This is a genomic window from Dactylosporangium sp. CA-139066, assembly GCF_050936175.1.
Classification (GTDB): Bacteria; Actinomycetota; Actinomycetes; order Mycobacteriales; family Micromonosporaceae; genus Dactylosporangium.
This window is the reverse complement of sequence record NZ_JBNJNH010000001.1, coordinates 3158260-3179409: the sequence shown is the minus strand read 5'-3', so window position 1 is coordinate 3179409 and position 21150 is coordinate 3158260. Positions and strand designations below refer to the sequence as shown.

Below are 21150 nucleotides of genomic sequence, written 5' to 3'. Positions count from 1 at the left end.
CTCTCCGCGAGTCTCGTTCAGGCAGTTCGATCTCATGATTCGGCTGGCCACGGAGTTGGGATGGCTGATCCCCGGTATCGGTAGCTGAAGGTGCGCACCTTGCCGGTGTCGAACAGCCGTACTCCGTTGTCGCTGGGCCACCATCCACCGGCGCAGTAGCGGCGGCGGAGTTCCTTCCAGTTGGTCTTGGGATGCTTGCGGCGGATCCAGGCCCACACGCGCTTCCAGGCGAAGGCGCGCAGGTATTGGAACGTCGCGGAGGACACCCCGGGTCGGAAGTAGGTGCACCAGCCCTGCAGCACCCGGTTGAGCGGGAGCAGCAGGTCGGCCAGGTCCTGGCTCGTGGTCTGTCGGCACAACGTCTTGATCTTCCCGGTGATGTTGGCAAGCGCCTTCTTCGCCGGGTAGGTGTAGACGTAGCGCTGGTCTGTGCCCTTCTTGGTGTGGCGCTGGATGTGCCATCCGAGGAAGTCCAGGCCCTCGTCGATGTGGGTGATCAAGGTCTTGTCCGGCGACAGGCGCAGGCCCATCGTGGCTAGGACCTCGGCGATCTCGTCCCGGAGGACTTCGGCGTGCTCCCGGGTGCCGGAGATCATCAGGCACCAGTCGTCCGCGTACCGCACGAGGCGGTAGTTGGGCAGACCTTGCGAGCGTCGCTTGGCCCGGAAATGTGCGCTGAGGTGTGGCCCGCCAGGCGCCTGGGCGATGTACTCGTCCAGGACGGACAGGGCGACGTTGCTCAGCAGCGGGGACAGGATCGACCCTTGCGGGGTACCGGCGTCGGTCTTGCGCAGCGCGCGCTCCTCGGTGAGGATGCCCGCCTTGAGAAATGCCTTCACCAGGGCCAGCACGCGTTTGTCTCCGATACGCGCCCGCACCCGGTCCATCAGGGCCGGATGCGAGATTTCATCGAAGCACGCCTTGATGTCGCCCTCGACCACCCAGTCGAACCGTCGTTGACTGGTGGTGAGGAACTGCACCTCGGCGACCGCGTCGTGAGCCCGGCGTCCGGGGCGGAACCCGTAGGAACACGGGAGGAAATCCGCCTCGAAGATCGGCTCCAGCACCAGTTTCAGGGACGCCTGGACCACCCGGTCGGCGATCGTGGCGATCCCGAGTCGGCGCAGCTTGCCGCCTGACTTGGGGATCATCCGCTCCCGCACCGGCAACGGCTGAAAGCTGCGGTCCTTCAACGAGCTGCGAAGCTCGGCGAGGAACCGCTCGATCCCAACCGTCACCTGGATGGACACGGCCGTGTGGCCGTCCACCCCAGCGGTCTTGGCGCCCTTGTTGCCCCGCACCCGATCCCAGGCCATCAGTAGGAAGGCCGGATCAGTGACGAGATTGAACAGATCGTCGAACTTCTTGTGAGGATCGTTGGTTGCCCAACGGTGCAGCTTGGTCTGGATCTCCAGTACCCGGCGCTCTGCCGCAAGCAGAGTCAGGGCCGACGCGTCGGTATTCACCGGCGGAACCTCCTGATATTCCAGTTCTTCCACTGCGTGACTTGCTGGACCCCTTCGCCATGTACGCGGCTTTCCCGCGCTCGGACTACTACGGGTCCTCCGCCCCATCGCGTGGCCGTCAGACGACAACGGTCCTGCCCTCGACCGGAATGGAGTTCCGGCCGGTGGGGCGACCACGGATGGTTCCCAGGTTCACTGCACACCGGTTCGCGGATGAGGTGCCCGACTCTTCCCCGGCAGCATCGCCAGTGGTACGCCGCAGGCTTTCCCACTGGCCTCCTTCCCGTCGAAGCTTGAACGGTTTCGGAGTTGACCATCACCATCGATGCGTGGTGGTCACGCACTGCACCCCAGCCCATATCCACCAGATTTGAGTTGGTACATCGCTTACGGGGGTTCACACGTCGGTTCCTCTCGTACACCTTTCCGCGTCGCTTGCCGGACCCGGCCTGTCTGGTAGTGCCAGACCGTCCCGTCGTTGTCAGGACTGCTCCCACCGTCACCGGCGTTTCCCGGATCGGGCTGTCCTCAGCTTCACCAGCCAGCTGCGACTGGCCGGTGGAAGGGCTCTTTCATCCCTTCCCGGTGTTGCATCCCTCGGTCGGCGAACCGACCTGGGATTACAGCGCTTCCTGGCGCACTGCTTCGTCGATGTAGACGGAGGCGTCGCGGCGTTGGTCTTCCGGGATGCGGGCGCGGGCGGTGGCGGCCTGCCACACCGAGGCGAGCACGAAGCTGCCCATCAGCCGGGCGGTCTCCTCACCGAGCTGGCCTTTGGGCAGGCGGGCGATGAGGATGCCGCCGTCCAGGACCTTGCGCATGTCGAAGCTGGATGTCGCGACGCCGAGGGTGTCGCGGACGAAGTCGCGCAGCAGAAAGGCCCGAAGCCTGGCCAGGACCGGGCCGATGACCTGCGCGCGCAGTGGTGGTGGGGTGGCCTCGTACCACTCCCAGAAGCCTTTCAGGCCTTCGGGGTCGTCGAGGTCGACGGTGAACGCGGCCCGGAACTGCTTGTCGTTGAGCAGCGGCGGGACCAGGGTGAGGGTGGCGTTGGCTTTGCGCATCAGGGTCAGGCACGCCACGCGCAGTACGTCGTCGATGCGGGGGCCCCAGTGCCGCTGGAAGATCTTGGAGAAGATGCTGACGATGTTGTCCACGACCAGGTCGTCGTCGAGGCCGGCCAGTGGATTGAGGGTCGCGCCGCGTTCCTGGTCCGGGTCGATGAGCACGAGCCGGTCAGCGACGGAGGCCGGCAGCCGGTCCAGGATGTCGAGGGCGAGGTCGCCTTTGGGGTCGATGACGACAACGCCGCGATGGGCGTTGACGTCGTCGATGACCATGTGGGTCATCTCGGTGGACTTGCCGGATCCGGTGGCGCCGAGCATGTGGATGTGTTCCCGCGCGTCGGCCACGCGCAGCGCCACCGAGTGGCCGCCGACCTCGGCCCGGCCCAGCACCCTGGTGCCCCGGCCGCCGGTGGGCACCGCGACGGGTGCGGGGACGGCTTTGGCACGGGCCCGGTCGAGGCCGGGGACGGCGACGTCGATGGGCAGCGCGGCCACGGCGGTGAGCTCGTCGGCGCAGAGCAGGAAGCCGCGGGTGAAGCGCCGCTGCGCGAGGACCGCGGCGGGGTGGGCCAGCTTCAGCCGCCGCAGCCGGTTGCGGCCGGTGTAGATGCCGTACGCGGATGCGATGGCGTGGGCGACGGTGGCCAGGCGGCGGACCGTCTCGGAGTTCGCCGGCGCCTGCGCGTTGGGGGCGGGGTTGGTGCCGGGGCTGCTGCGGCGGCTGGGTTGGACGGCGACCGCGTAGCGGATGCCGACCTCCCACTGCGGGGCGAGGGACTTCTCGAGGGCCGGGCGGGCGTCGTGGTCGCGGATCGGGTCCGCCGGGACCGCCCGCCCGTACCCGCCGGTGCGCGCACCGCGGGTGGGGGTGGTGAGTTCGGTGAGCAGGTGCAGCGCGCCGCGCAGCCACGCGGCCGGATCGAGGAGGCCGCCGGGTGGCCGGCCGGTGCGCAGTGCTGCGGCGGCCCGTCGGGCCTGCTGGACGCGGCGGGGTGCAGCGGGGCGGGCCAGGATCTGCACGCAGGCCCGTTCCCCGCCGGACAGGCCCGCGCCGGCGGCGACGAGGGCCCGGCTGGGGTCGGTGTTGTGGTCGGTCTCGAGGGGATACCAGGTGGGCAGCGCCGGCACGAGCGCACCGCCGACGTCGAGCACCCGGTTGTCCTTCGTGGGTACGGGGACCGGGTCGGCGGCGTCGGCGATGGTGGCCGACGCGCCGGGCCACGCGGCGCGGACCGCGGCGGCGACCGGCCCGGCCGGGACGGTACCGGGCAGCCACACGTGGATGGTCAGAGCACGTCCGGCCCACCGGTACTCCATCGCCACGTGCGGCGTGCCGTACAGCAGCCGCCGGGACGGGGCGAGCAGTTCGTACAGGTTGGCCCACCACGCCCTCGCCCCGGCCGGGTCGACCTGCGGCGGTGGGGTGATCAGGACCTGCTGGGCGTGCCGGGCGAGGCGCCGATGCCGCAGGGTCCGCACCCGTGCGGTGGTGGCGGCGGCGGCCACGACGAGGGCGGCAGCCGCGCCGGCCAGCCACGGCCGGTGTGCCGCCCACCCGGCGGCGGCCTGGATGAGGTCGAGCAGGTGGGAGTGCGGTGCGGCGGGGACCATGGACGGGTCTACCGACGGTGACGGCGCGGGTGTGGGAGGCATGGAGTACTCCAAGTCGATGTCCGATGTGGACAGACGCCGATCGGGTCGTGCGCAGGCGCTACAGATCGGGGTCGTCGATGAGGTCGGCCAGCCCGGCGCACAGCTGGTGCTCCCGTGCAGAGGCGACGACGGTGAACGCGACCCGGTGCGAGCCGGCCAGGAGCAGCGCCTCGCCGCGGCCGGCGGCGAGCAGCAGGCGGGCCTCACCGGCGGTCAGCGCGAACGTCTCGGCGATCAGGTCGATCGCCTGCGGCGCCTGGCGCATCAAGATCTGGGTGGCGGCGTTGGCGATGACCGCCTGCCCCAGATCGGAGCCGAGCAGATCGGCAGCGTCCTGGGTGACGACGGCAACCCCGGCCCGGCGTTTGCGGGCCGCCTTGGCCAGGCGGTACAGGAACTTCGCGCCCTCGCCTTCGCGCAGCAGCGTCCAGGCTTCGTCGACGACGACGAGCCGGCCGGCGATCAGTGCTTCGAGCATTGCCCGGCCGGACACGCCGAGGATGTCGCTGGCCACGATGGACAGCTTGATCCCGGCGTCCTCGAGCTCCTTCTCCAGTCGGGACGCCTCTCGGGTTCGTTCAGCGGTCAGCACGCTGCGGTAGCGGGTCAGGTCACGCAGGTGGCGGATCGGCTCGGTGGCACGAAGCTGGCCCTCAGCAGCCCGCACTCAGCCAGTTGGGCCAGCCAGACCGAGTCAGCGACATCAGTCTTGCGTCCGGGCAGCGCCTTGGCCTGCTTGGCATTGATCAGGACCACGTTCAACGCGTCTTCCAGCAGGTAGTACGGCGAGCGCCAGTAGCCGTCCGTTGCCGCCATCACGACGAACGTCACCTGCTCAGCAACAAGCCGGTCCCGCATCGCCAACAACGGGTTCGTCATCGCCGAGTACGAACGAACCTCGGTATGCCGTTGATTCCGGCGGGCACCGGGTATGCGGAGGCATACCTTGACATCTCGCTTACTGACGTCCAACGCGGCACAACGATCATGCAGAACGTCCATACCGTCACCTGCCCAACCCTCGACGGAACCAGCTGCAACACCCGCCCGGGCCGGGAATCGAGGGAGGTCAAGGATCTAGCTCGCGTGCTCTCAACGGCAACAATCCGCGATCCCTGAAGATCGGCTCCCAGCGTCAAGTTCATCCACGAGATCCACGGCAGCAAGAGGGTCTGGCTCCTCTTGATCGATGTCACTTCGAACCCGCGGCCGAAGCAGTGTGACGACTTCGTCACGAGAGCGCTCGTGACCGGTGAGTGAACCCTGATCAGGTGGCACCCTGGCTCCTCAGCCCGGATCGAGTCGACCACCACCAGCCGGGTGGATCGCGCGGCCGACTGCGCTGCATCAGATCGCGGCAATAGCCCGGTGTCCATATCCCGGGGGCAAGCTCAACGCGGTGGGCGGCGGCTGACAGAGCGCGTCGGCGTGTCTAAGCGCCTGATCGATAGTTCTGTCCGTAACCGTGGGGTAGCCAGGGTGAGGTCCAGGGCGCCGCGGTGGTGAGGTTCTGGTCACTGCTTCTGTTGCGGAAGAACGCGTGGGCTTGGCGTACCCGGTCGGCGATCGTGGCTGGGGCGGTGTTGGCGATGTGCTGTTTCATCACCGCCCAGATCCGTTCGACCGGGTTGTCCTGGGGGCTGTATCGGGCGCCGCGTAGGAGGCGTAGGCGTGGGTGCTCGGTCAGCCATCGTTTGGTGATGCCGCTGAGGTGGGTGCCGCCGTTGTCACAGATCACCGCCACGATGGGTGCGTCGGGGTAGGCGGACAGCAGCTGGTCGAGGAAGTAGCAGAACACGACGGAGACGTTGTGGACCGAGACGTGGTGGTGGAAGGCGCCGGTGGCCAGGTTGATCGCGCCGTGGATGGTGCGGCGGATGTTCTTGCCCGGCGTCATGACGCGGTGCCGCAGGCCGGTGGGCATCCAGCAGGCCCGGACGCGGGCGAGGAGGTCGAGGTGGGTTTCGTCCTCGGCGAGGACGACCGATCCGGTGGGCAGGGCGGTGATCTGCTCGCGGATGTCGGCGCAGATGCTGTCGTGGTCGGGGTCGCTCTTGGCGATCAGCCGTGGTCGGGACCAGCGGGCCTGCTCCCGGATGTGCCGGTACATGGTGCGCAGGCTCAGCGGCGGGCGTCCCAGGGCCCGCCAGATCCGGGCGGTGGTCCATGCCTTCGGCGTTTGCAGCAGCCGACGGATCCGTTCCCCGAGTCCTGCGCTGCCGAGTCGGGGCCGGCCGCTGCGGGGCCGGTCGGGCAGTCCCGACAGGCCTTCGGTGTCGTGGCGGGCGATCCACCGCCGGACGGTGCGGGGGTCGTAGTGCAGCAGTTCGGCGATCTCGGTGGCGGTCATCCCGTTCGCGGACAGCAGGATCATCACCGCGCGGGCGGCGACTCGCCACTGCCGGTGCAGGGCGTCGACGAGCTGGTCGTGCTGCTCGCCGGAGACGTTGGCGTACACGTGCGCAGGGCGCATACTGACGTCGGCCTCGTCGTGGATGGATTTCTGGTGTGGTAACCGAATCCAAACCTCGACGAGGCCAACTCGTTGGGACGCCGATCAAACCGGGCGAGTTACGGACATAACTATTGGGCAGGCGCTTAGAGGCATCGAAAACAGCGTACCGAAGGGTCGAACCCGGCCGCCCGTGAAGCCGTTGTGACAGTACCTTGATGTCCATCGCCGAAAGGGTGATCGATGCGATCAGTACGAGCATTACTCATCGCCACCGCAACGTCGGCCATGCTCGTGTTGGCGGGTTCAGCGCCGGCCCGGATGGCCGTGCCGTCCAACCACATGGTCGTCGCGGATGACTGGGGTGGCTGGCCTGACGGGAGCAGCTGGGATTACCAGCCTCCCGATTCTGGGGGAGCGGACGCCGAGCCTGGATACTGGGGCGAATGGGATGCGCCCGGTTCTCCGGCAGGCGAATGTTGGTGCGGGTGACCATGTGAACGCCTATGTCGGCGGTGGTGGTGCTCCGGCGACCGAGGCGAGCGTATGGTTCAAATCCACGTCGGCTGAGCTTGTCTTTGACCTGCCGGGTTCGTGGGTGTGACCCCGGCCGATCATCGGTGCAGCCCTTGCGTGATCACGGTTCTTGCCAAGGAATCCGGGTCACGACAAGGGCTGCGTTGATTGGTCGAGGGGAACGTACCGCCGCGGGATGCGGACGCTGAGCCGGCCTCCCCCGCGGAGATTGAACCCTTCCCCGCGCAGCAAATCAGCGACCGTGTCCGAACCGACCCGATGACCCTGGGCGGTCAATGTCGCGGCAAGCGTGCGGGTCGACTTCGTCGCCCACCGCAACGCCGACATCGGATCGCCGCGCTCGTCCGGTTCCAACAGCGCCAGCAGCACCGGCAACAGTCCAGAGTCCACATCGCACAAACGCTTACGGCCCCCGCCGGGCCGTCGTGTCCGGCCCAGCGGCGGCCCGCCAGCGTCCAGGTCGGCGTCCCCACGCGAGAACGTATTCTCCGCGACCCCCGCAGCCAGCGCCACCGCACGAATCCCGCCGTGTCCCAGCGCCCGAGCCTCCGCACCCATCAGCAGGCGACGCGATACCACCGTCCATCGTGGACGGATCACTAAGCAGGGCTCGACCCTGGTCCGGTGGGCCGCCGGCAGCACCCCGCCCGCCGTCCCAGGGGTCCCGCGCATGACCGAGCGCGTGCAGGGCATCGCGACCAAGCCGGTCAACGATGACGAGGATTTCCTCTACCTGTTCTTCCCCGAGACTCCGGCCGGCCGGAAATCGGGGCAGGAGTCGCTGGAGCGCCTGCGCTACCGCCTCGACACCTCACACGCGGCCATCAGCTCCGAGGCCGTCCGCGGCCATGTGACGGCTCTGGGCTCCTTCGAGGGCTATTGGGGCCGTCTGGACGAGCTGACCATTCCCGTCTTGCTGGCCAACGGCACCCAGGACGTGATGATCCACCCCGACCACACCTACGCAGCGGCCCGCAAGCTCTCACCAACGCACGCACGATCTTGTGGAGTGACGCCGGCCACGCCTTCCTGTTCCAGCACGTCCAGGACTTCGCCCGCGAGGTCGATTGGTTCCTCGGAGACGCAGAGTGACCCGGCGCAATGTCCTGCGGGCACCTGCGCCGCTGAACCCGCTGCGCCCTGCTGCCTGCGCAGCTCCGGATCGGGGGGATCCAGGGAGTTGACCCGGCGCATGCCCGACGTTTGCCTGCGACCCGCGATCTTGGTGCCCGCCCTTCTGGTGCCGGCGTCTGCCCTCCCTGGCAGCGGTGCCCGAGCGGCGGTGTCCCGCCGATCCATGATTGGCCGCCGGCTTCGTTGCACGCCTGTCGCCGAACGATGTCGTGTCGCGGACGGGTGGGAGGACCCAGGATTGGGCGTGGCCCAACGCACGTTCCGTCAGCGGCAGCGAGGACGATATAGTTGCGCCAACAAGCAACTAAGAGTGGAGGTGTGTCGTGGCTGAGAATGGTCTCCATTTGCTCGTCGTCGTGGGGAGCACCCGCCCTGGCCGTATCGGACTGCCCGTGTCTCGTTGGTTCGTCGACCGCGCGAAGGCCCACGGTGGCTTCCGGGTCAGCCTCGCCGATCTGGCTGAGGAGAATCTGCCGCTGTTGGACGAGCCGAACCATCCGCGCCTGCGGGATTACCGGAACGACCACACGAGGCGCTGGAGCGAGAAGGTCTCCGCCGCGGACGCCTTTGTGTTCGTCATCCCGGAGTACAACTACGGTATCGGCGCCGCGCTCAAGAACGCGGTGGACTACCTCCACGGCGAGTGGGCCTACAAGCCGGCCAGTGTGGTGTCGTACGGTGGAGTCTCGGCCGGGACCCGCTCGGCCCTTGCGCTGCAGACTTCTGCGTATGCACTGAACCTCTTCATGCTCCGCGAGGCGGTCAACATTCCGTTCGTCCGTGCGTTGCTGCGCGACGATGACATCGACGCCACCGACGCCATGACCACCGCCGCCACGGCGATGCTCGACGAACTCGGCAAGGTCGCGACCGCGCTCAGACCGCTTCACGTCTGACGGGCTTGCGGTCTTCGCAAGGTAAGGATGCCCGAGCCGATCACCGGTTCAGCGGGGTATGGACTGCTTGATACCCGGACCGACATCGCCAGCCATTCCAAGCGTCCGTCACGCCGCGCACCCCGGGGGGCCGGACGCAGAGCGTCGGATATCCGGCGTGCCAGCTGCAGGTTATGCGCAAAGATCGTGGTTCGCCTCAGCCGTCGCCGGGGGTCTCGCGCAGGGCCGCGAGCACACGGGTCAGCACCTGCGTCATCGTGCGCATCTCGCTCCGCGTGATGTGGTCGAGGACCAGCGCGCGGACCCGGGCGAGGTGGCCTGGGTAAGCGGCCTCCAGCACAGCGAGGCCCTCGGGGGTGAGGGCGGCAAGCGCGCTGCGCCCGTCCTGTTCGGACTTGCGGCGGGTCACCAGCGACCGGCGCACGAGATCGTCGACGACCCGGCTGACCCGGCTGCGGGACAGCGCGGCCGCCTCGGCGAGCTCGCCCATGCGCAGTTCGTTGTCGGGCGCCTCGGACAGCGCGACGAGGACGGAGTAGTCCGTCATGCCGACCTTGGCCTCCCGGTCGAACTGCTCGTCGAGCACGCGAGGAAGCCGCACGAGCACCTCCACGAGGGATCGCCAGAGGATCTCTTCGTCGCGGTCCAGTCCCGGCACGGGCGTCGTCATCGCAGCAGCGTACCGCCTGTATTGCGCCCGGTCGCAACCACCTTCAGGACGCCTCGATCAGTCCTGGACCGGCCTGCATCTCCAGCTCGCCCGGCGCGACATCGTGGCCATGGTCGCACACCAGCCGCGCATGGACTGGCGCTTCGCAGTCCCGGTGGACCGCTCGCAGTGGCGGCCCGGCGGGGTCGGCCGCCCAGGTGTCACCCCAGTCCCGCAGGGCGGTGATGATCGGCAGCAGGGCCCGGCCCTTCATGGTCAGCCGGTACTCGTACCGCGTGCGCTGCCCGGCCTCCTGGTACGGCATGCGTTCCAGGAGGCCGTCGGCGGTCAGTTCCTTGAGCCGGGTGGCGATCGCCGGCTCGCCGACCCCCGCCCGGCGCGCGAACTCGTCGAACCGCCGGGCGCCGAAGAACGCCTCACGGAGCACGAGGATGGCCGAGCGCTGGCCGATGATTTCGAACGTCCGCGCGATCGAGCAGTTGTCCATCGACCAGCCGTCCCGGTCCCGGAGCAGATTGTTCATGCATCGAATGTACCGACCTGGCTTGCCTTGACGACAGTCTGCCGTCCGGCTCAGGCAACCAGCGTGGCCGTCAGAGTCGGCTCCAGCACCAGGGCCTTGGAGAAGGCGCAGCCTGCCCGGGCTCGTTCGGCAAGGTCCTGGAAAAGTGTTTCGGACATGCCGGGTGCCTTGGCCTCGACCGTGAGGTGCAGCGCCAGGATGGCGGGGCCTTGATCGTCGCGGCCCATCGTCACCTCCGCGGTCGTCGTCATCGAGGCGACCGGGGTGTGGCGTAGACCGGAGATGTTGGCCAGGGCGTGGTTGTAGCAGGCGGCGTGGGCGGCCGCGAGCAGTTCTTCCGGGCAGGCACCGGCGGCGGCGTCGAAACGGCTCGCGTATGTGTACGGCGCGTCCGTCAGCGTTGCACTCGCGGTGGACAGCGTCCCGGCGCCTTCCCGGAAGGAGCCCTGCCACTGCGACCTGCCGGTCACGATGTGCATGTCGTGCTCACCTCGTTCCGTACAGCGTGGGCAGATCGAGTTCGGCGGGGGCGAGGGAACCGCCGGCCTTGGCGCGCAGGCGCTGCTGGAGGTCCTTCACCGTGTCGGTCGAGGTCAGTCGGAGGATCGCGGCAAAGCTTTCGCGCAGCTCGGCCTCGGCCGGCGGTGGCAGGCGCTTGTCGACGAGTTGCTTGACCGTGCTCAGCGCGGCCGGGTTGAAGCTCGCGATGCGCCGGGCGAGCGCGTCGACGTACTCGTCCAGCTCGGCGTCGGGGAGGGCGCGGTTGACCAGGCCGTATGTTTCAGCGGTCCGGGCGTCGAAGTCGTCGGCGCTCAACGCGATCTCCAGGGCCCGGGACCGGCCGACATGGCGGGGCAGCCACTCCAGGCCGCCGCCGCCGGGCACGACGCCGAAACCGACCTCGATCTGGCACAGCCGGGCCCGTTCAAGGCTGGCGAACCGCATGTCGCAGGCAGCGACGAACTCGTTGCCGATGCCGCGGGCCCGGCCCCGGATCTTGGCGATGGAGACCACCGGGGCGGCGGTGAGCCAGGTGCTGAACGCCGGCCAGTGTTCGATGATGTTCTGCGCTCCCGGGATGTCGGGGACCTGGGCGATGGTGGCGAAGTCCAGGTGCGCGAAGAAGAAGTCGGCGTTTCCGGACCACGACGGTTGCGGTGTGGACGCGTGCGCGGGGCCGCCAGCCGCGTCGCCGGGCGGTCTCGCTCGTGGTGAGCAGCAGCGCGGCGGAGCCGTCGTTGAGCGGGCTGGAGTTTCCGGCCGTCACCTTCCAGTCGAGCTCGCCGAACCGGCGGGTCCAGTGATCGTGGGCGAACGCCACCGGCAGGGCGGCGAGCCGCTCGACGCCGGTGTCCGGGCGGATCGTCTCGTCCCGGGGCAGCTCGGCGCCGGGCACCGGGGCCACCTCGGCGGCGAACCATCCGCCGCGCCACGCCTCGGCGGCCCGGTGGTGGCTGGTGGCGGCGAACTCGTCGAGCCGGGTGCGGGACAGGGCCCACTTGCGGGCGAGCAGCTCGGCGCTGACGCCCTGCGGGACGAGGCCGCCGGGGTAGCGGGCGGCGACCGACGGGCCGGCGACATCGGCCCGGACGCCGCCGACGAGGGCGCTGCTGCCGATCGGCACCCGGCTCATGGATTCGACGCCGGAGGCGATCACGATGTCGTACGCCCCGGCGACCAGGCCCTGGGCGGCGAAGCTGAGCGCCTGCTGGCTGCTGCCGCACTGCCGGTCGACGGTTGTGCCGGGTACCGACTCCGGCAGCCCGGCGGCCAGCACAGCGAGCCGGGTGGTGTTGGTGCTCTGCTCCCCTACCTGCGCCACCGCCCCGCCGACCACGTCGTCGATCTCGGCCGCGTCGAGCCCGGGCACCCGGGCCAGCAGGCTGCGCAGCGCGTGCGCATGCAGGTCGACCGGATGGATGTGCGCGTAACCGCCGCCCGCCTTGCCCTTGGCCACCGGCGTGCGTACCGCATCGACAATGACGGCATCTCGCATGGCTCTGCCCCTCCCGCTCAGGCGTAGAGGGCGACGGCGCCGCCCCAGAGGGCGCCGGGGTTGAGCCGGGTGGGGAAGCGTTCGAGCATGCTGTCGAAGAAGCCGATTGCGGTGGCGTGCCGGGTGAGCAGTTCATCGACGGTGTCGAGGTATTCGCGGGTTTGGGTGATGGTGCGGCCGGCGTCGTCGTCCAGGTCCTTGTTCTTGTGGCCGGCGACGATGCGGCCGGGGTGGAGGGCCTCGACGGTGTCGATGGCCTTGCGCCACGCGTCGCGGCCACCGTCCTTGGACTCGACGAGGAACTGGTGGACGCCGTTGTAGATGACGTCGCCGGCGACGACCAGGCCGAGATCGGGCACGTGCAGGACACTGGTGTCGTCGGTGTCGCTGTGGCCGACCTCGACGATGCGCAATTCGTGGCCCTCGAGCGTGAGGCGGTTGCCCACCGGGGTGGTAGCCGTGACCGGTGCGTCGGGAATCTGGCCGGGCAGCAGCTTGTCCCAGAAGCCGGAACGGATGGCCACGTTGCGGTGCATCTGCGCGATGGTGCCAGCGGAGGCGACCACCTCGGCCCCGAAGCGGTCGGCGAGCAGGCCGGCGGTGAACCAGTGGTCACCGTGACCGTGTGTGGCGAAGATGTGCGTGAGGCGCTTGCCGCTCGCCTCGATCCAGGCAGCGACCTGCTCGGCCTGCGCCGTGGTCAGCGGAGGGTCGGCAAGCACGGCGTCCTGCTGGCCGGAGATCAGGGTGACCGACAACGGAGAAAATGCCCGCCGGTCGCCGTTGGGCACTGGCTCGTCGACGTTGAGTGGGATGGGGTCGGCAACGAACACGTCGTAACGGATGGTCACGGTTCTCACGCTCCCTAGCTGACTTCTGTAAACAGAAGCTAGCATCCCGGGCGAACATTTGAAGTCAGAAGACGGTGTGAGATGGGACCCATGTAGCCGCACGCGAGCGGTGCCCCACCGTGGCCGGCGGAACTGGAGTTTCCTGCGGCCTGGCTCGGCGTGTATGCCGAGCCAGGCCAGGGTCCGGTCCGCCCCACCCCCGAGAGGCGGACACGACCAGCGAGACGAATCGGCCGTCGCGCTACGGGTGGACGGCGAACGAGCCAAGGACGTCGGCGTCGATCCGCATGGAGTTGACCATGGCCGCCGCGTTCGACGTCGTGAAGACGTCGGTTGCGGCGAGGCGTCCCGTGTACTTGGCGACAACTGGGGCGGCGGCCTGTTCGGCGGCGGCGTCGAGGTAGGACTTGAAGATGGCCCAGGCGTTGCCGGTGGGGCCGTACTTGGCGAAAAACGGCGTGGGGTCCAGCGCACCAAGGGTGGCGCGGGTGCTGGAGGCGAGGTCGTTGACGTAGTCACGCTGCAGGGTGACGTCGGCGCGCGTGCCGAGCCGGCCGAGGTGCCCGCCTACCAGCGTCTGCCACGGCATTGCCAGAACGGTGTCGTGGGCGGCGATCCAGGCCGGGATGTCCTGCGACTCAGCGAGGTTCTTGAACGGAACCCAACCGGGGAAGACCACGTCCACGACCATCAGCGTCGCCGCGGACGGGACGCTGATGAAGATGTTGTCCGGGCTGTGGTTGGGGCCGTGGTACGACAACTCCAGCAGCTCGCCGCCGACCCGCAGTTGGTAGCAGTCGTCGAAGGTAATGGTGGGCAGCGGACGGTTGGCGTCCCGGGCTGCCCCGAGCAGGCGCTTCGTCTCAGTATGCGCGACCCGTTTGACACCGTTGCCGAAGATCGCCGCGGCGCCGATGTGGTCGGCGTGCGAGTGGGAGTACACCAGGTGCGTCACGCGGCTGGGACGGCGGCGGGCCGAGGTAACCTCCTCGATGGCCCGCAGCAGGTTGCGGCCGATCGTAGGGGGCGCGTCCACCACGACCACACCCTCGGCGGTGGTCAGAAACATGGACTGGTAGAAACCATCGGTGACCCAGTACAGGTTCCCGGCGACCGGTCCGACGAAGTAGCCCGACGCGTTGACGGCGGGGCCGAACGCGCCGGGTGGCACCGGCGCGTAGTCCGGCAAGGCATCCGCGGCCGCCGCCGGGGCAGCATAGGCGTTGCCGGGCAGGTTGAGTGCCAGCAGACCGGCCGCGGCCGGAACAGCCGCAACCACAGACGCTTGGCGCAGGAACGTACGCCGATCCGACTTGGACAATGACGTCACGGGAAGTCTCCAGTTCGTTGTGTGCGGACGTAAGGTCCGGTCTCGCTTTTTTGCTGCAGGTGCGGTCGCCCCGCTGCACGGGTGGCATTCGGCACGGTCTGGTCGAGCCACAGACCGCGGTCGGGGGCCCGTCTCAGGCGGGTACCGCGACGACAGTGATGTGCAGGTCGAGGTGGCGTGCGGCCATGCCCTTCATCAGGGTGACGCCGTGGGCGTAGCGGTCGACCCGTCCTTCCGCTTCGATGACAAGGCGCTGCTCGTCGGTACGGACGGACAGGACGGTGAGCTCGACAGGCGCCGTCCCGCCCTTGGCGGTGAGCAGTCCCCGGATGACCCAGCCGTCGCGCGTGGGGATCGTCGCGGTCGACTCGAACGTGAGGACCGGGTGCACGCGGGCGTGCAGGAACATCCGCGATCTGACTTGCAGGTCCCGCATGCCGTTGCCGGTCGTGATGCTGTCGGCCGCGACCTGCGCCGTCACGGAGGAGCGCTCGGACGGATCAGCGATGTGGATCTCACCTCCGGCCACGGAGGCGGTGCCCCGCACCCGTCCGAGGCCGAAGAAGTGCCGGGTCGTGAACGAGACGGACGAGTGGCTGGGTGTGATGCGGTAGGTGCCGACGGGCAGGAGCACGTCGTGGGATGGGGACGCTGACACGGATGTCCCGATTCTGTCGGTGGCCTGGCTCGATGTGCCGGCCCTGTGCTGCCAGTATCAGGCAAACTAGTTGTGTTCGCAAGCAACTTACTCACCGCGACCGCCTGGCTTCCTACGTTCTTCCGTCAGTCGTTTGCGGCGTTCTCGCGGAGCGCGGCCAGGATCCGTGACAGCGCCGGCATCATCGCGTGGATCTCGCTCGTGGCAATGTGGTCCAGCACCAACGAGCGCACACGGGTCAGGTGCCCTGGGTAGGCGGCAGCCAGCACGACCCGTCCTTCCGCAGTGATGGCGGCGAGTAGGCTGCGGCCGTCCTGATCGCACTTGCGACGTGTGACCAGAGACCGGCGTACCAGGTTGTCGACGACGCGGCTCATCCGGCTACGGGACAGCGCGGTCGCCTCGGCGAGCTCGCCCATCCGCAGCCCGCCGACCGGCGCCTCGGAGAGCGCAATCAGCACCGAGTACTCGGCCATGGCCAACCTGGCGTCCCGGTGAAACTGGTCGTCCAGGACGCGCGGGAGCCGCACGAGCAGTTCGACGAGCGAACGCCACAGGATCTCCTCGTCGCCGTCAAGCCCAGGGACCGGCGTCGTCACCGCCTCAGCCTACCGCGATAGTTGCGCCCGATCGCAACTACGTTGCCGCGGGCCAGTTCCTGTCATACGTGACGTTGCCACGCTGCTGCTGCTCGACCCGTGAGGTCCTCGGGCGACGTCGAGGACGGCAACTCGGACGGGCCACTCGGTGTCGACTGCCCCGTTACCTTTTTGATCGTCCCCAGCCGGGGGCTGCTCGGCCGCCTGGCCTGGTATGACTTACCGCCCCTGTCGTAGGCATGATCCGGGGGTGTTGTCGCCGGGCCGGGTGGCGTCGGCGGACCGCTGATAGGGACCCGGCCGCCCCGTCTGGGGTTGGTCTCTTCGTAACGTAGGTGCCGGCAGTCCGACGCCGAACCGACGGCCGAGACCGCTTCGTCGATGGCGTGGAGGCGTGGTGCACGGCGAATACAGCGTGTTCCTCGGGCTAGACGTGGGCAAAGGCGAACACCATGCGGTGGGCTTGGCCCCCGACGGCAAACGACTGCACGACGCGCCGCTGCCCAACACCGAAGCCAAGCTGCAGGCGCTGTTTGCGAAGCTGGCCCGGCACGGGACGCTGCTCGTGGTGGTTGACCAGCCGGCCTCGATCGGCGCGTTGCCGGTCGCGGTGGCTCGGGCCGGCGGCCATCAGGTGGCCTACCGGCGTGTCGGCGGCTGCCGCGTCCGCTGGACCACCATCCCGGCGGCGCCCTGGCTTGTGGTGAACAGATCACGGGCCAGTTGCTCATGGTCCTCATCGAGGTCACCAGCCTTCGCGACGCTGGGTCGGCGATGTCCTCGCCGCCAAGGGAGCCCGGGTCGGCGATGGCGCCGTCGTTCGGCAGCGTTGTAAACGTCCACTACCTGGCTCGGTGTCACATACGACATCAGCACGAAGCCGCGTAGGACGTCACTGCGAGGAGATCACCCGTGACAGCTGAACAGCATGAGAACAGGCCGGAGGAGGCCTGCGAGCAGGCACCGGCCGAAGAGACACAGCGGCGTACCGTGGACTCGCTGCTGGGCGGCGCTGGCATCTCGGCCGGGTCCGGCAGGTCCGCCGCCGGCGGCTCCGCCGCTCGCGGCAAACCCGCTGCTGCTGGCCGCGCTTGCCGGTCGGAACTGACCGTCGGCATCGCCACTGCCGGCCGCCCAGCGCGTCGGCCGCTCCCGCTGGAACGAGCCCCGCAGGGGCCCCCAGACGTTGGGGAGTTCCTGCGGGTATCCAGCGAAGTTGTCTTTCGCACCGGGCAGTCGGACGTCGAGCACAGCGATCACGGACCAGCGCCTTGTACTGACATTCCTCCTTCGTCGATGAGAGGACCATTCAGGGGCTGGTCTCTGTCGTGGGTGCGGGTCGATGCGCTTCCGCGGCATCGGTGCGCGCCCGCCGACCCTTACGGGTCGTTCTCCGCACGGGCCACGGCGGGGTGACCGGACCGGCTCACCGTGACCTCGCGAGCAACGCCAGCCGGTGGGCACGCGAACCAACGAATCCCCCAGCGCGAGTGGTGCCCGCCGGTGCCCCCCTTGCGACGATTGGATGCCGACAGAAGAGGACAGGAGAAGCAGGAACGTCCGCACACCGCGGTCAGCCTGGCTGCAGTGCTGTTTGGCTCTGCCGTAGCCGCATCGGCCATCCGCTGCCCAGGCAGCGGCTCAAACCCGCGGACCGGCACTATGGCACTATCCAGGGAGGAACGATGGACTTCCCCGAACGACTCGGCGCACTCCAGCAGCGCGTCGCGGCGGCCAGGACGGACGTGGAGGCCGCCGCCAACGAGACCCGTGAAGAGGTCGGGAAGCGAATCGACCAGGCCCAGGCCGATCTGGATCAGGCCGTGAAGCACGCCCAGCAGCAGGCCGAGCAGGCCGCCGGCGCCGCACGCACCAAATGGGCGCAGATGAGGTCCGAGGCCGCGGCCAAGATGGAGGACGTCAAGGCCAAGATCGACAAGCGTGCCCGGGAGCGGGACGCCAAGGCCGCGGCCGGCGAAGCCGACTGGGCCGACGCCAACGCGGCCGACGCCATCAAATTCGCCGAATGGGCCGTCGACAACGCCGAACTGGCCATCCTCGACGCCATCGACGCCCACGCCTACGCCTACGACCTCGCCAAGGCGGCGAGTTCCTGACCGGCCAGACCGGGCAAGTCGATGCACCGCACAGACGACCACCAGGCATGAGCGCCGCGCGGTGGGCATGTAGGCACCGGACCACGCCGCTCCGCCGTTGACCGGCGACAGGGAAGCTACAGGGGGCCGCCATGACACGTGCTGCCAGGCCCGCGGATGGACCGCGGGACATCGTAGTCGGCAGGTGATGTGCCCCGACCGCGCGAAACAGCGACGCCCAACCCCCGAACACCGCGCTGCGCCGCAGCTTCCCGATCGCGCCGAGACGACCGGCTCACCGCTGGAGAGCAGCGCGCGCCCGAGGCGCCCGCGCCGGTCACCGCCGCCCACCCCGACGCCGACGTCGTGCTCGTGTTCGACGTCGTACAGCCCACCCCGGCGCCGAGCCGAGATCGTCGGACAGGGAGCGAACTGTACGCGGCCGCCGGGCCCGGCAGCGCGAGCGCCGAGCCCGGCCGGACGTCACGCGCCGACGGTGTTCACCGGGGACCGGGGGCGCTGGCCGGTGAGGACCCGGACGGCCTCCTGGGCGGCGATGGACCGCACGGTGCGCAGCGACTCCTCGGAGTAGTAGGCGGCGTGCGGTGTGACGATCGTGTTGGGCAGGTGCAGCAGCGGGTTGCCGGGCCGCCAGTCGCGGCGCTTGGCCGGCTCCTCCTCGAGGTCGTCGAGCGCGGCGCCGGCGATGACGCCGACGGTCAGGGCCTCGGCGAGCGCGGCGTCCTCGACGATCGGGCCCCGGGCGGTGTTGACGAGCACCGCCGTCGGCTTCATGCGCGCCAGCGTCGCGCGGTCGAATAGGTGGTGGGTGTCGGGGGTCAGCGGTGCCTGGATGACGAGGTGGTCGGACTCCTCGACGAGCCGCTCGAACGAGACCGGCGTGACGCCGCTGGCCCGGATCTGCTCGTCGCCCACGAAGGGGTCGTGGGCGTGCAGCTGGACCTCGAACGGCCGGGCCCGTTGCGCGATGAGCTGGGCGATCGCCCCGAAGCCGAGGATGCCGAAGACCTGGCCGCGCAGCCGCCAGATCGGCGCGCCGGCCTGCCAGTGCCACCGGCCGGCGCGGGTCGCCGCGTCGTACGCGTTGATCTTCCGCGCGGCGCTCAGCCACAGGGCGATCGCGTGGTCGGCGACCTCCTCGGCGCACCAGTCGTTGGGCGCGTTGGTCACCTGGATGCCGTGGCGGGTGGCGGCGTCCACGTCGACGATGTCGACGCCGGTGCCGTACCGCGAAATCACCCGCAGATCGTCGAGCCGGTCCATGGCCGTCGCGCCGATGTGGGCGTACTGCGTGAGGATGCCCTGCGCGTCCCCGCCGTACCGGATCACCTCCTCCTCGGACTTGCACTGCTGCGCCCGCAGCTCGAACCCGGCCTCCTCGGCGATGGCCCGCTCGATGTCGACGTCGCCGAAGTCGTAGTCGGCCACCATGATCGTCCCGCGCTCAGTGTGAGTCACGTGGCAGTCCCTTCGTGTGCACGATGTCCCGGTAGCCGACCGCGAAGTCGAGGCAGCTGCCGGTGTCCATCTGGCCCGTGTGCGCCCGGAACAGCTCCTGCCAGGGCGTCTGGTTGGCAAGCGGCGGCGGGGTGTACTCCCGCCACCGCTCGGCGATCTCCTCCTCGCTCAGCTCGGCGTCGAGGCGGTGCGCGGCGACGTCGAGGGTGACGCGGTCGCCGGTGCGCAGGATGGCGAGGTTGCCGCCGACGGCGGCCTCCGGGCTCGCGTTGAGGATCGACGGGGCGTCGGAGGTGCCGCTCTGCCGGCCGTCGCCGAGGGTCGGGATCGCCTCGACGCCGCGCACGATCAGCGCCGCGGGCGGCTGCATGTTGACCACCTCGGCGGAGCCCGGATATCCGATGGGGCCGGTGTTGCGGATGACGAGGACGCAGTGCTCGTCGATGTCGAGCGCCGGGTCGTCGATGCGCCGGTGGTAGTCCTCGGGGCCGTCGAAGACGACCGCGCGCCAGGTGACCGTGCGCGCGCCGGGGCCGGCGGCGCGCAGGTCCTGCGCCGCCACCGACATTTTCATCATGGCCGAGCGGAAGAGGTTGCCGCGCAGCACGAGGAAGCCGCCGCGGGGCGCGAACGCGTCGCCGTACGCCGCGATGACGTCCGGGTCGCCGATGCGCGCGTCGCGCACGTTCTCGGCGGCGGTGCGGCCGCTCACGGTCATCGCGTCGGCGTGCAGGCGGCCGGCGTCGAGCAGCGCGCGCATCACCGCCGGCACCCCGCCGGCGCGATGGAAGTCCTCGCCGAGGTACTCCCCCGCTGGGGCGCAGTTGACCAGCCGCGGCACGTCCCCGCCGACCGCCTCCCAGTCGTCGTTGGTGAGTTCCACGCCGGTGTGGCGGGCCAGCGCGTTGAGGTGGATCGGGCAGTTGGTGGAGCCGGCGATCGCCGCGGTGACGACGATCGCGTTCTCGAACGCGTCCCGGGTCATGATCGCCTGCGGGGTCACGTCCGCGCGGACCAGCTCCACGGCCCGCCGGCCGGTCTCGTAGGCCATCTGGCCCCGCTCCCGGTACGGCGCGGGGATCGCGGCGCAGCCGGGCAGCGACATGCCGAGCGCCTCGGCGATGCTGTTCATCGACAGGGCCGTGCCCATGGTGTTGCAGTGCCCGGTGCTGGGCGCCGAGTCCGCGACCCGGTTCATGAACTCGGCGTAGTCGATCTCCCCGGCGGCCAGCAGCCGCCGCGACTGCCAGATGATCAGCCCGGATCCGGCGCGCCGGCCGTCGTGGTACCCGTTCAGCATGGGCCCGCCCGAGAGCACGATGGCGGGGAGGTTGACGGTCACGGCGGCCATGAGGCACGCCGCGGTCGTCTTGTCGCAGCCGGTGGTCAGCACGACGCCGTCGAGCGGGTAGCCGTACAAAACCTCGACCAGGCTGAGGTACGCCAGGTTGCGATCGAGCGCGGCGGTGGGACGCTTGCCGGTCTCCTGCAGCGGGTGCACCGGAAACTCCAGCGGCAGCCCGCCGGCGTCGCGGATGCCGGCGCGCACGCGGTCGGCGAGCTCGAGGTGGTGCCGGTTGCAGGGCACCAGGTCGCTGCCGGTCTGCGCGATGCCGATCACGGGGCGGCCCGACTGCAGCTCCTCGCGGGTCAGGCCGAAGTTGAGGTAGCGCTCGAGGTACAGCGCCGTCATGTCGGGATTCGCCGGGTTGTCCCACCAGTGCTGGCTGCGTAGCACAGCGG

General features: G+C 69.4%; 17 protein-coding genes and 4 pseudogenes. 4 read left to right on the top strand and 17 right to left on the bottom strand.

All coding sequences use genetic code 11. The annotated features are described in order from the left end of the window. Positions 1 to 32: 32 nt before the first annotated feature. The 6 genes and pseudogenes from ltrA to ACQEVU_RS14475 form a co-directional block, all read right to left on the bottom strand. Positions 33 to 1499, bottom strand: coding sequence for a group II intron reverse transcriptase/maturase (gene ltrA / locus ACQEVU_RS14500; protein WP_433323595.1), 1467 nt, complete (start codon positions 1497 to 1499; stop codon positions 33 to 35). 587 nt (positions 1500 to 2086) lie between these two features. Continuing rightward, positions 2087 to 4186 (bottom strand): type IV secretion system DNA-binding domain-containing protein, encoded by a 2100-nt coding sequence (locus ACQEVU_RS14495; RefSeq protein ID WP_433323593.1) that lies wholly within the window; start codon positions 4184 to 4186, stop codon positions 2087 to 2089. A gap of 58 nt (positions 4187 to 4244) precedes the next feature. Continuing rightward, positions 4245 to 4640: pseudogene (locus ACQEVU_RS14490) on the bottom strand (conjugal transfer protein TraC); the annotation flags it as partial. Beyond that, positions 4638 to 5188: pseudogene (locus ACQEVU_RS14485) on the bottom strand (IS110 family transposase); the annotation flags it as partial. The pseudogenes ACQEVU_RS14485 and ACQEVU_RS14490, both read right to left, overlap by 3 nt. Before the next feature lie 430 nt (positions 5189 to 5618). Further along, positions 5619 to 6659: an IS630 family transposase gene (locus ACQEVU_RS14480; protein ID WP_433323591.1), complete on the bottom strand. Its 1041-nt coding sequence runs from the start codon at positions 6657 to 6659 to the stop codon at positions 5619 to 5621. A 705-nt stretch (positions 6660 to 7364) separates the two neighbouring features. After that, positions 7365 to 7733 (bottom strand): annotated as a pseudogene (locus ACQEVU_RS14475) (ISAzo13-like element transposase-related protein); the annotation flags it as partial. A 112-nt stretch (positions 7734 to 7845) separates the two neighbouring features. Between ACQEVU_RS14475 and ACQEVU_RS14470 the strand changes: the two are divergent. Continuing rightward, positions 7846 to 8640: a hypothetical protein gene (locus tag ACQEVU_RS14470; RefSeq protein WP_433323589.1), complete on the top strand. Its 795-nt coding sequence runs from the start codon at positions 7846 to 7848 to the stop codon at positions 8638 to 8640. Positions 8641 to 8653: 13 nt separating this feature from the next. After that, a complete protein-coding gene (locus ACQEVU_RS14465; protein ID WP_433323587.1) occupies positions 8654 to 9205 on the top strand; it encodes an NADPH-dependent FMN reductase in 552 nt (183 codons plus the stop codon). A 196-nt stretch (positions 9206 to 9401) separates the two neighbouring features. Here ACQEVU_RS14465 and ACQEVU_RS14460 read toward each other — a convergent pair whose 3' ends face one another. From ACQEVU_RS14460 to ACQEVU_RS14420, 9 genes are all read right to left on the bottom strand, one after another. Next, positions 9402 to 9875: a MarR family winged helix-turn-helix transcriptional regulator gene (locus ACQEVU_RS14460; RefSeq protein ID WP_433323585.1), complete on the bottom strand. Its 474-nt coding sequence runs from the start codon at positions 9873 to 9875 to the stop codon at positions 9402 to 9404. Positions 9876 to 9918: 43 nt separating this feature from the next. Beyond that, a complete protein-coding gene (locus ACQEVU_RS14455; RefSeq protein WP_433323583.1) occupies positions 9919 to 10398 on the bottom strand; it encodes a winged helix-turn-helix transcriptional regulator in 480 nt (159 codons plus the stop codon). A gap of 50 nt (positions 10399 to 10448) precedes the next feature. Further along, the gene (locus ACQEVU_RS14450; protein WP_433323581.1) at positions 10449 to 10877 is read right to left on the bottom strand and encodes an OsmC family peroxiredoxin; all 429 of its coding nucleotides are present in this window, start codon (positions 10875 to 10877) and stop codon (positions 10449 to 10451) included. Between the two features lie 7 nt (positions 10878 to 10884). Beyond that, positions 10885 to 11412 carry an enoyl-CoA hydratase/isomerase family protein gene (locus ACQEVU_RS14445; protein ID WP_433323579.1) on the bottom strand — a complete coding sequence of 176 codons (528 nt, stop codon included), beginning with the start codon at positions 11410 to 11412 and terminating at the stop codon, positions 10885 to 10887. Continuing rightward, positions 11324 to 12394, bottom strand: a complete 1071-nt coding sequence (locus ACQEVU_RS14440) for a thiolase family protein (RefSeq protein ID WP_433323577.1) — start codon at positions 12392 to 12394, stop codon at positions 11324 to 11326. Before ACQEVU_RS14440 ends, ACQEVU_RS14445 begins: the two co-directional genes overlap by 89 nt. Before the next feature lie 17 nt (positions 12395 to 12411). Next, complete coding sequence (locus tag ACQEVU_RS14435; RefSeq protein WP_433323575.1) at positions 12412 to 13245, bottom strand: MBL fold metallo-hydrolase; 834 nt, start codon at positions 13243 to 13245, stop codon at positions 12412 to 12414. Positions 13246 to 13486: 241 nt separating this feature from the next. Then, entirely contained in the window at positions 13487 to 14575 is a 1089-nt protein-coding gene (locus ACQEVU_RS14430; protein WP_433323573.1) for an MBL fold metallo-hydrolase, read from the bottom strand. 133 nt (positions 14576 to 14708) lie between these two features. Continuing rightward, positions 14709 to 15233: a YceI family protein gene (locus ACQEVU_RS14425; RefSeq protein WP_433323571.1), complete on the bottom strand. Its 525-nt coding sequence runs from the start codon at positions 15231 to 15233 to the stop codon at positions 14709 to 14711. A 125-nt stretch (positions 15234 to 15358) separates the two neighbouring features. After that, positions 15359 to 15832 carry a MarR family winged helix-turn-helix transcriptional regulator gene (locus tag ACQEVU_RS14420; RefSeq protein ID WP_433323569.1) on the bottom strand — a complete coding sequence of 158 codons (474 nt, stop codon included), beginning with the start codon at positions 15830 to 15832 and terminating at the stop codon, positions 15359 to 15361. Positions 15833 to 16229: 397 nt separating this feature from the next. Between ACQEVU_RS14420 and ACQEVU_RS14415 the strand changes: the two are divergent. Both ACQEVU_RS14415 and ACQEVU_RS14410 read left to right on the top strand, forming a co-directional pair. Then, a pseudogene (locus tag ACQEVU_RS14415) lies at positions 16230 to 16475 on the top strand (IS110 family transposase); the annotation flags it as partial. Between the two features lie 1042 nt (positions 16476 to 17517). After that, complete coding sequence (locus ACQEVU_RS14410; protein WP_433323567.1) at positions 17518 to 17949, top strand: hypothetical protein; 432 nt, start codon at positions 17518 to 17520, stop codon at positions 17947 to 17949. A 462-nt stretch (positions 17950 to 18411) separates the two neighbouring features. On the opposite strand, the gene ACQEVU_RS14405 is transcribed toward ACQEVU_RS14410, so the two are convergent. Both ACQEVU_RS14405 and ACQEVU_RS14400 read right to left on the bottom strand, forming a co-directional pair. Beyond that, positions 18412 to 19407: a C-terminal binding protein gene (locus ACQEVU_RS14405; RefSeq protein ID WP_433323565.1), complete on the bottom strand. Its 996-nt coding sequence runs from the start codon at positions 19405 to 19407 to the stop codon at positions 18412 to 18414. Then, a complete protein-coding gene (locus tag ACQEVU_RS14400) occupies positions 19394 to 21145 on the bottom strand; it encodes an IlvD/Edd family dehydratase (protein ID WP_433323563.1) in 1752 nt (583 codons plus the stop codon). Before ACQEVU_RS14400 ends, ACQEVU_RS14405 begins: the two co-directional genes overlap by 14 nt. Between the last annotated feature and the right edge of the window lie 5 nt (positions 21146 to 21150).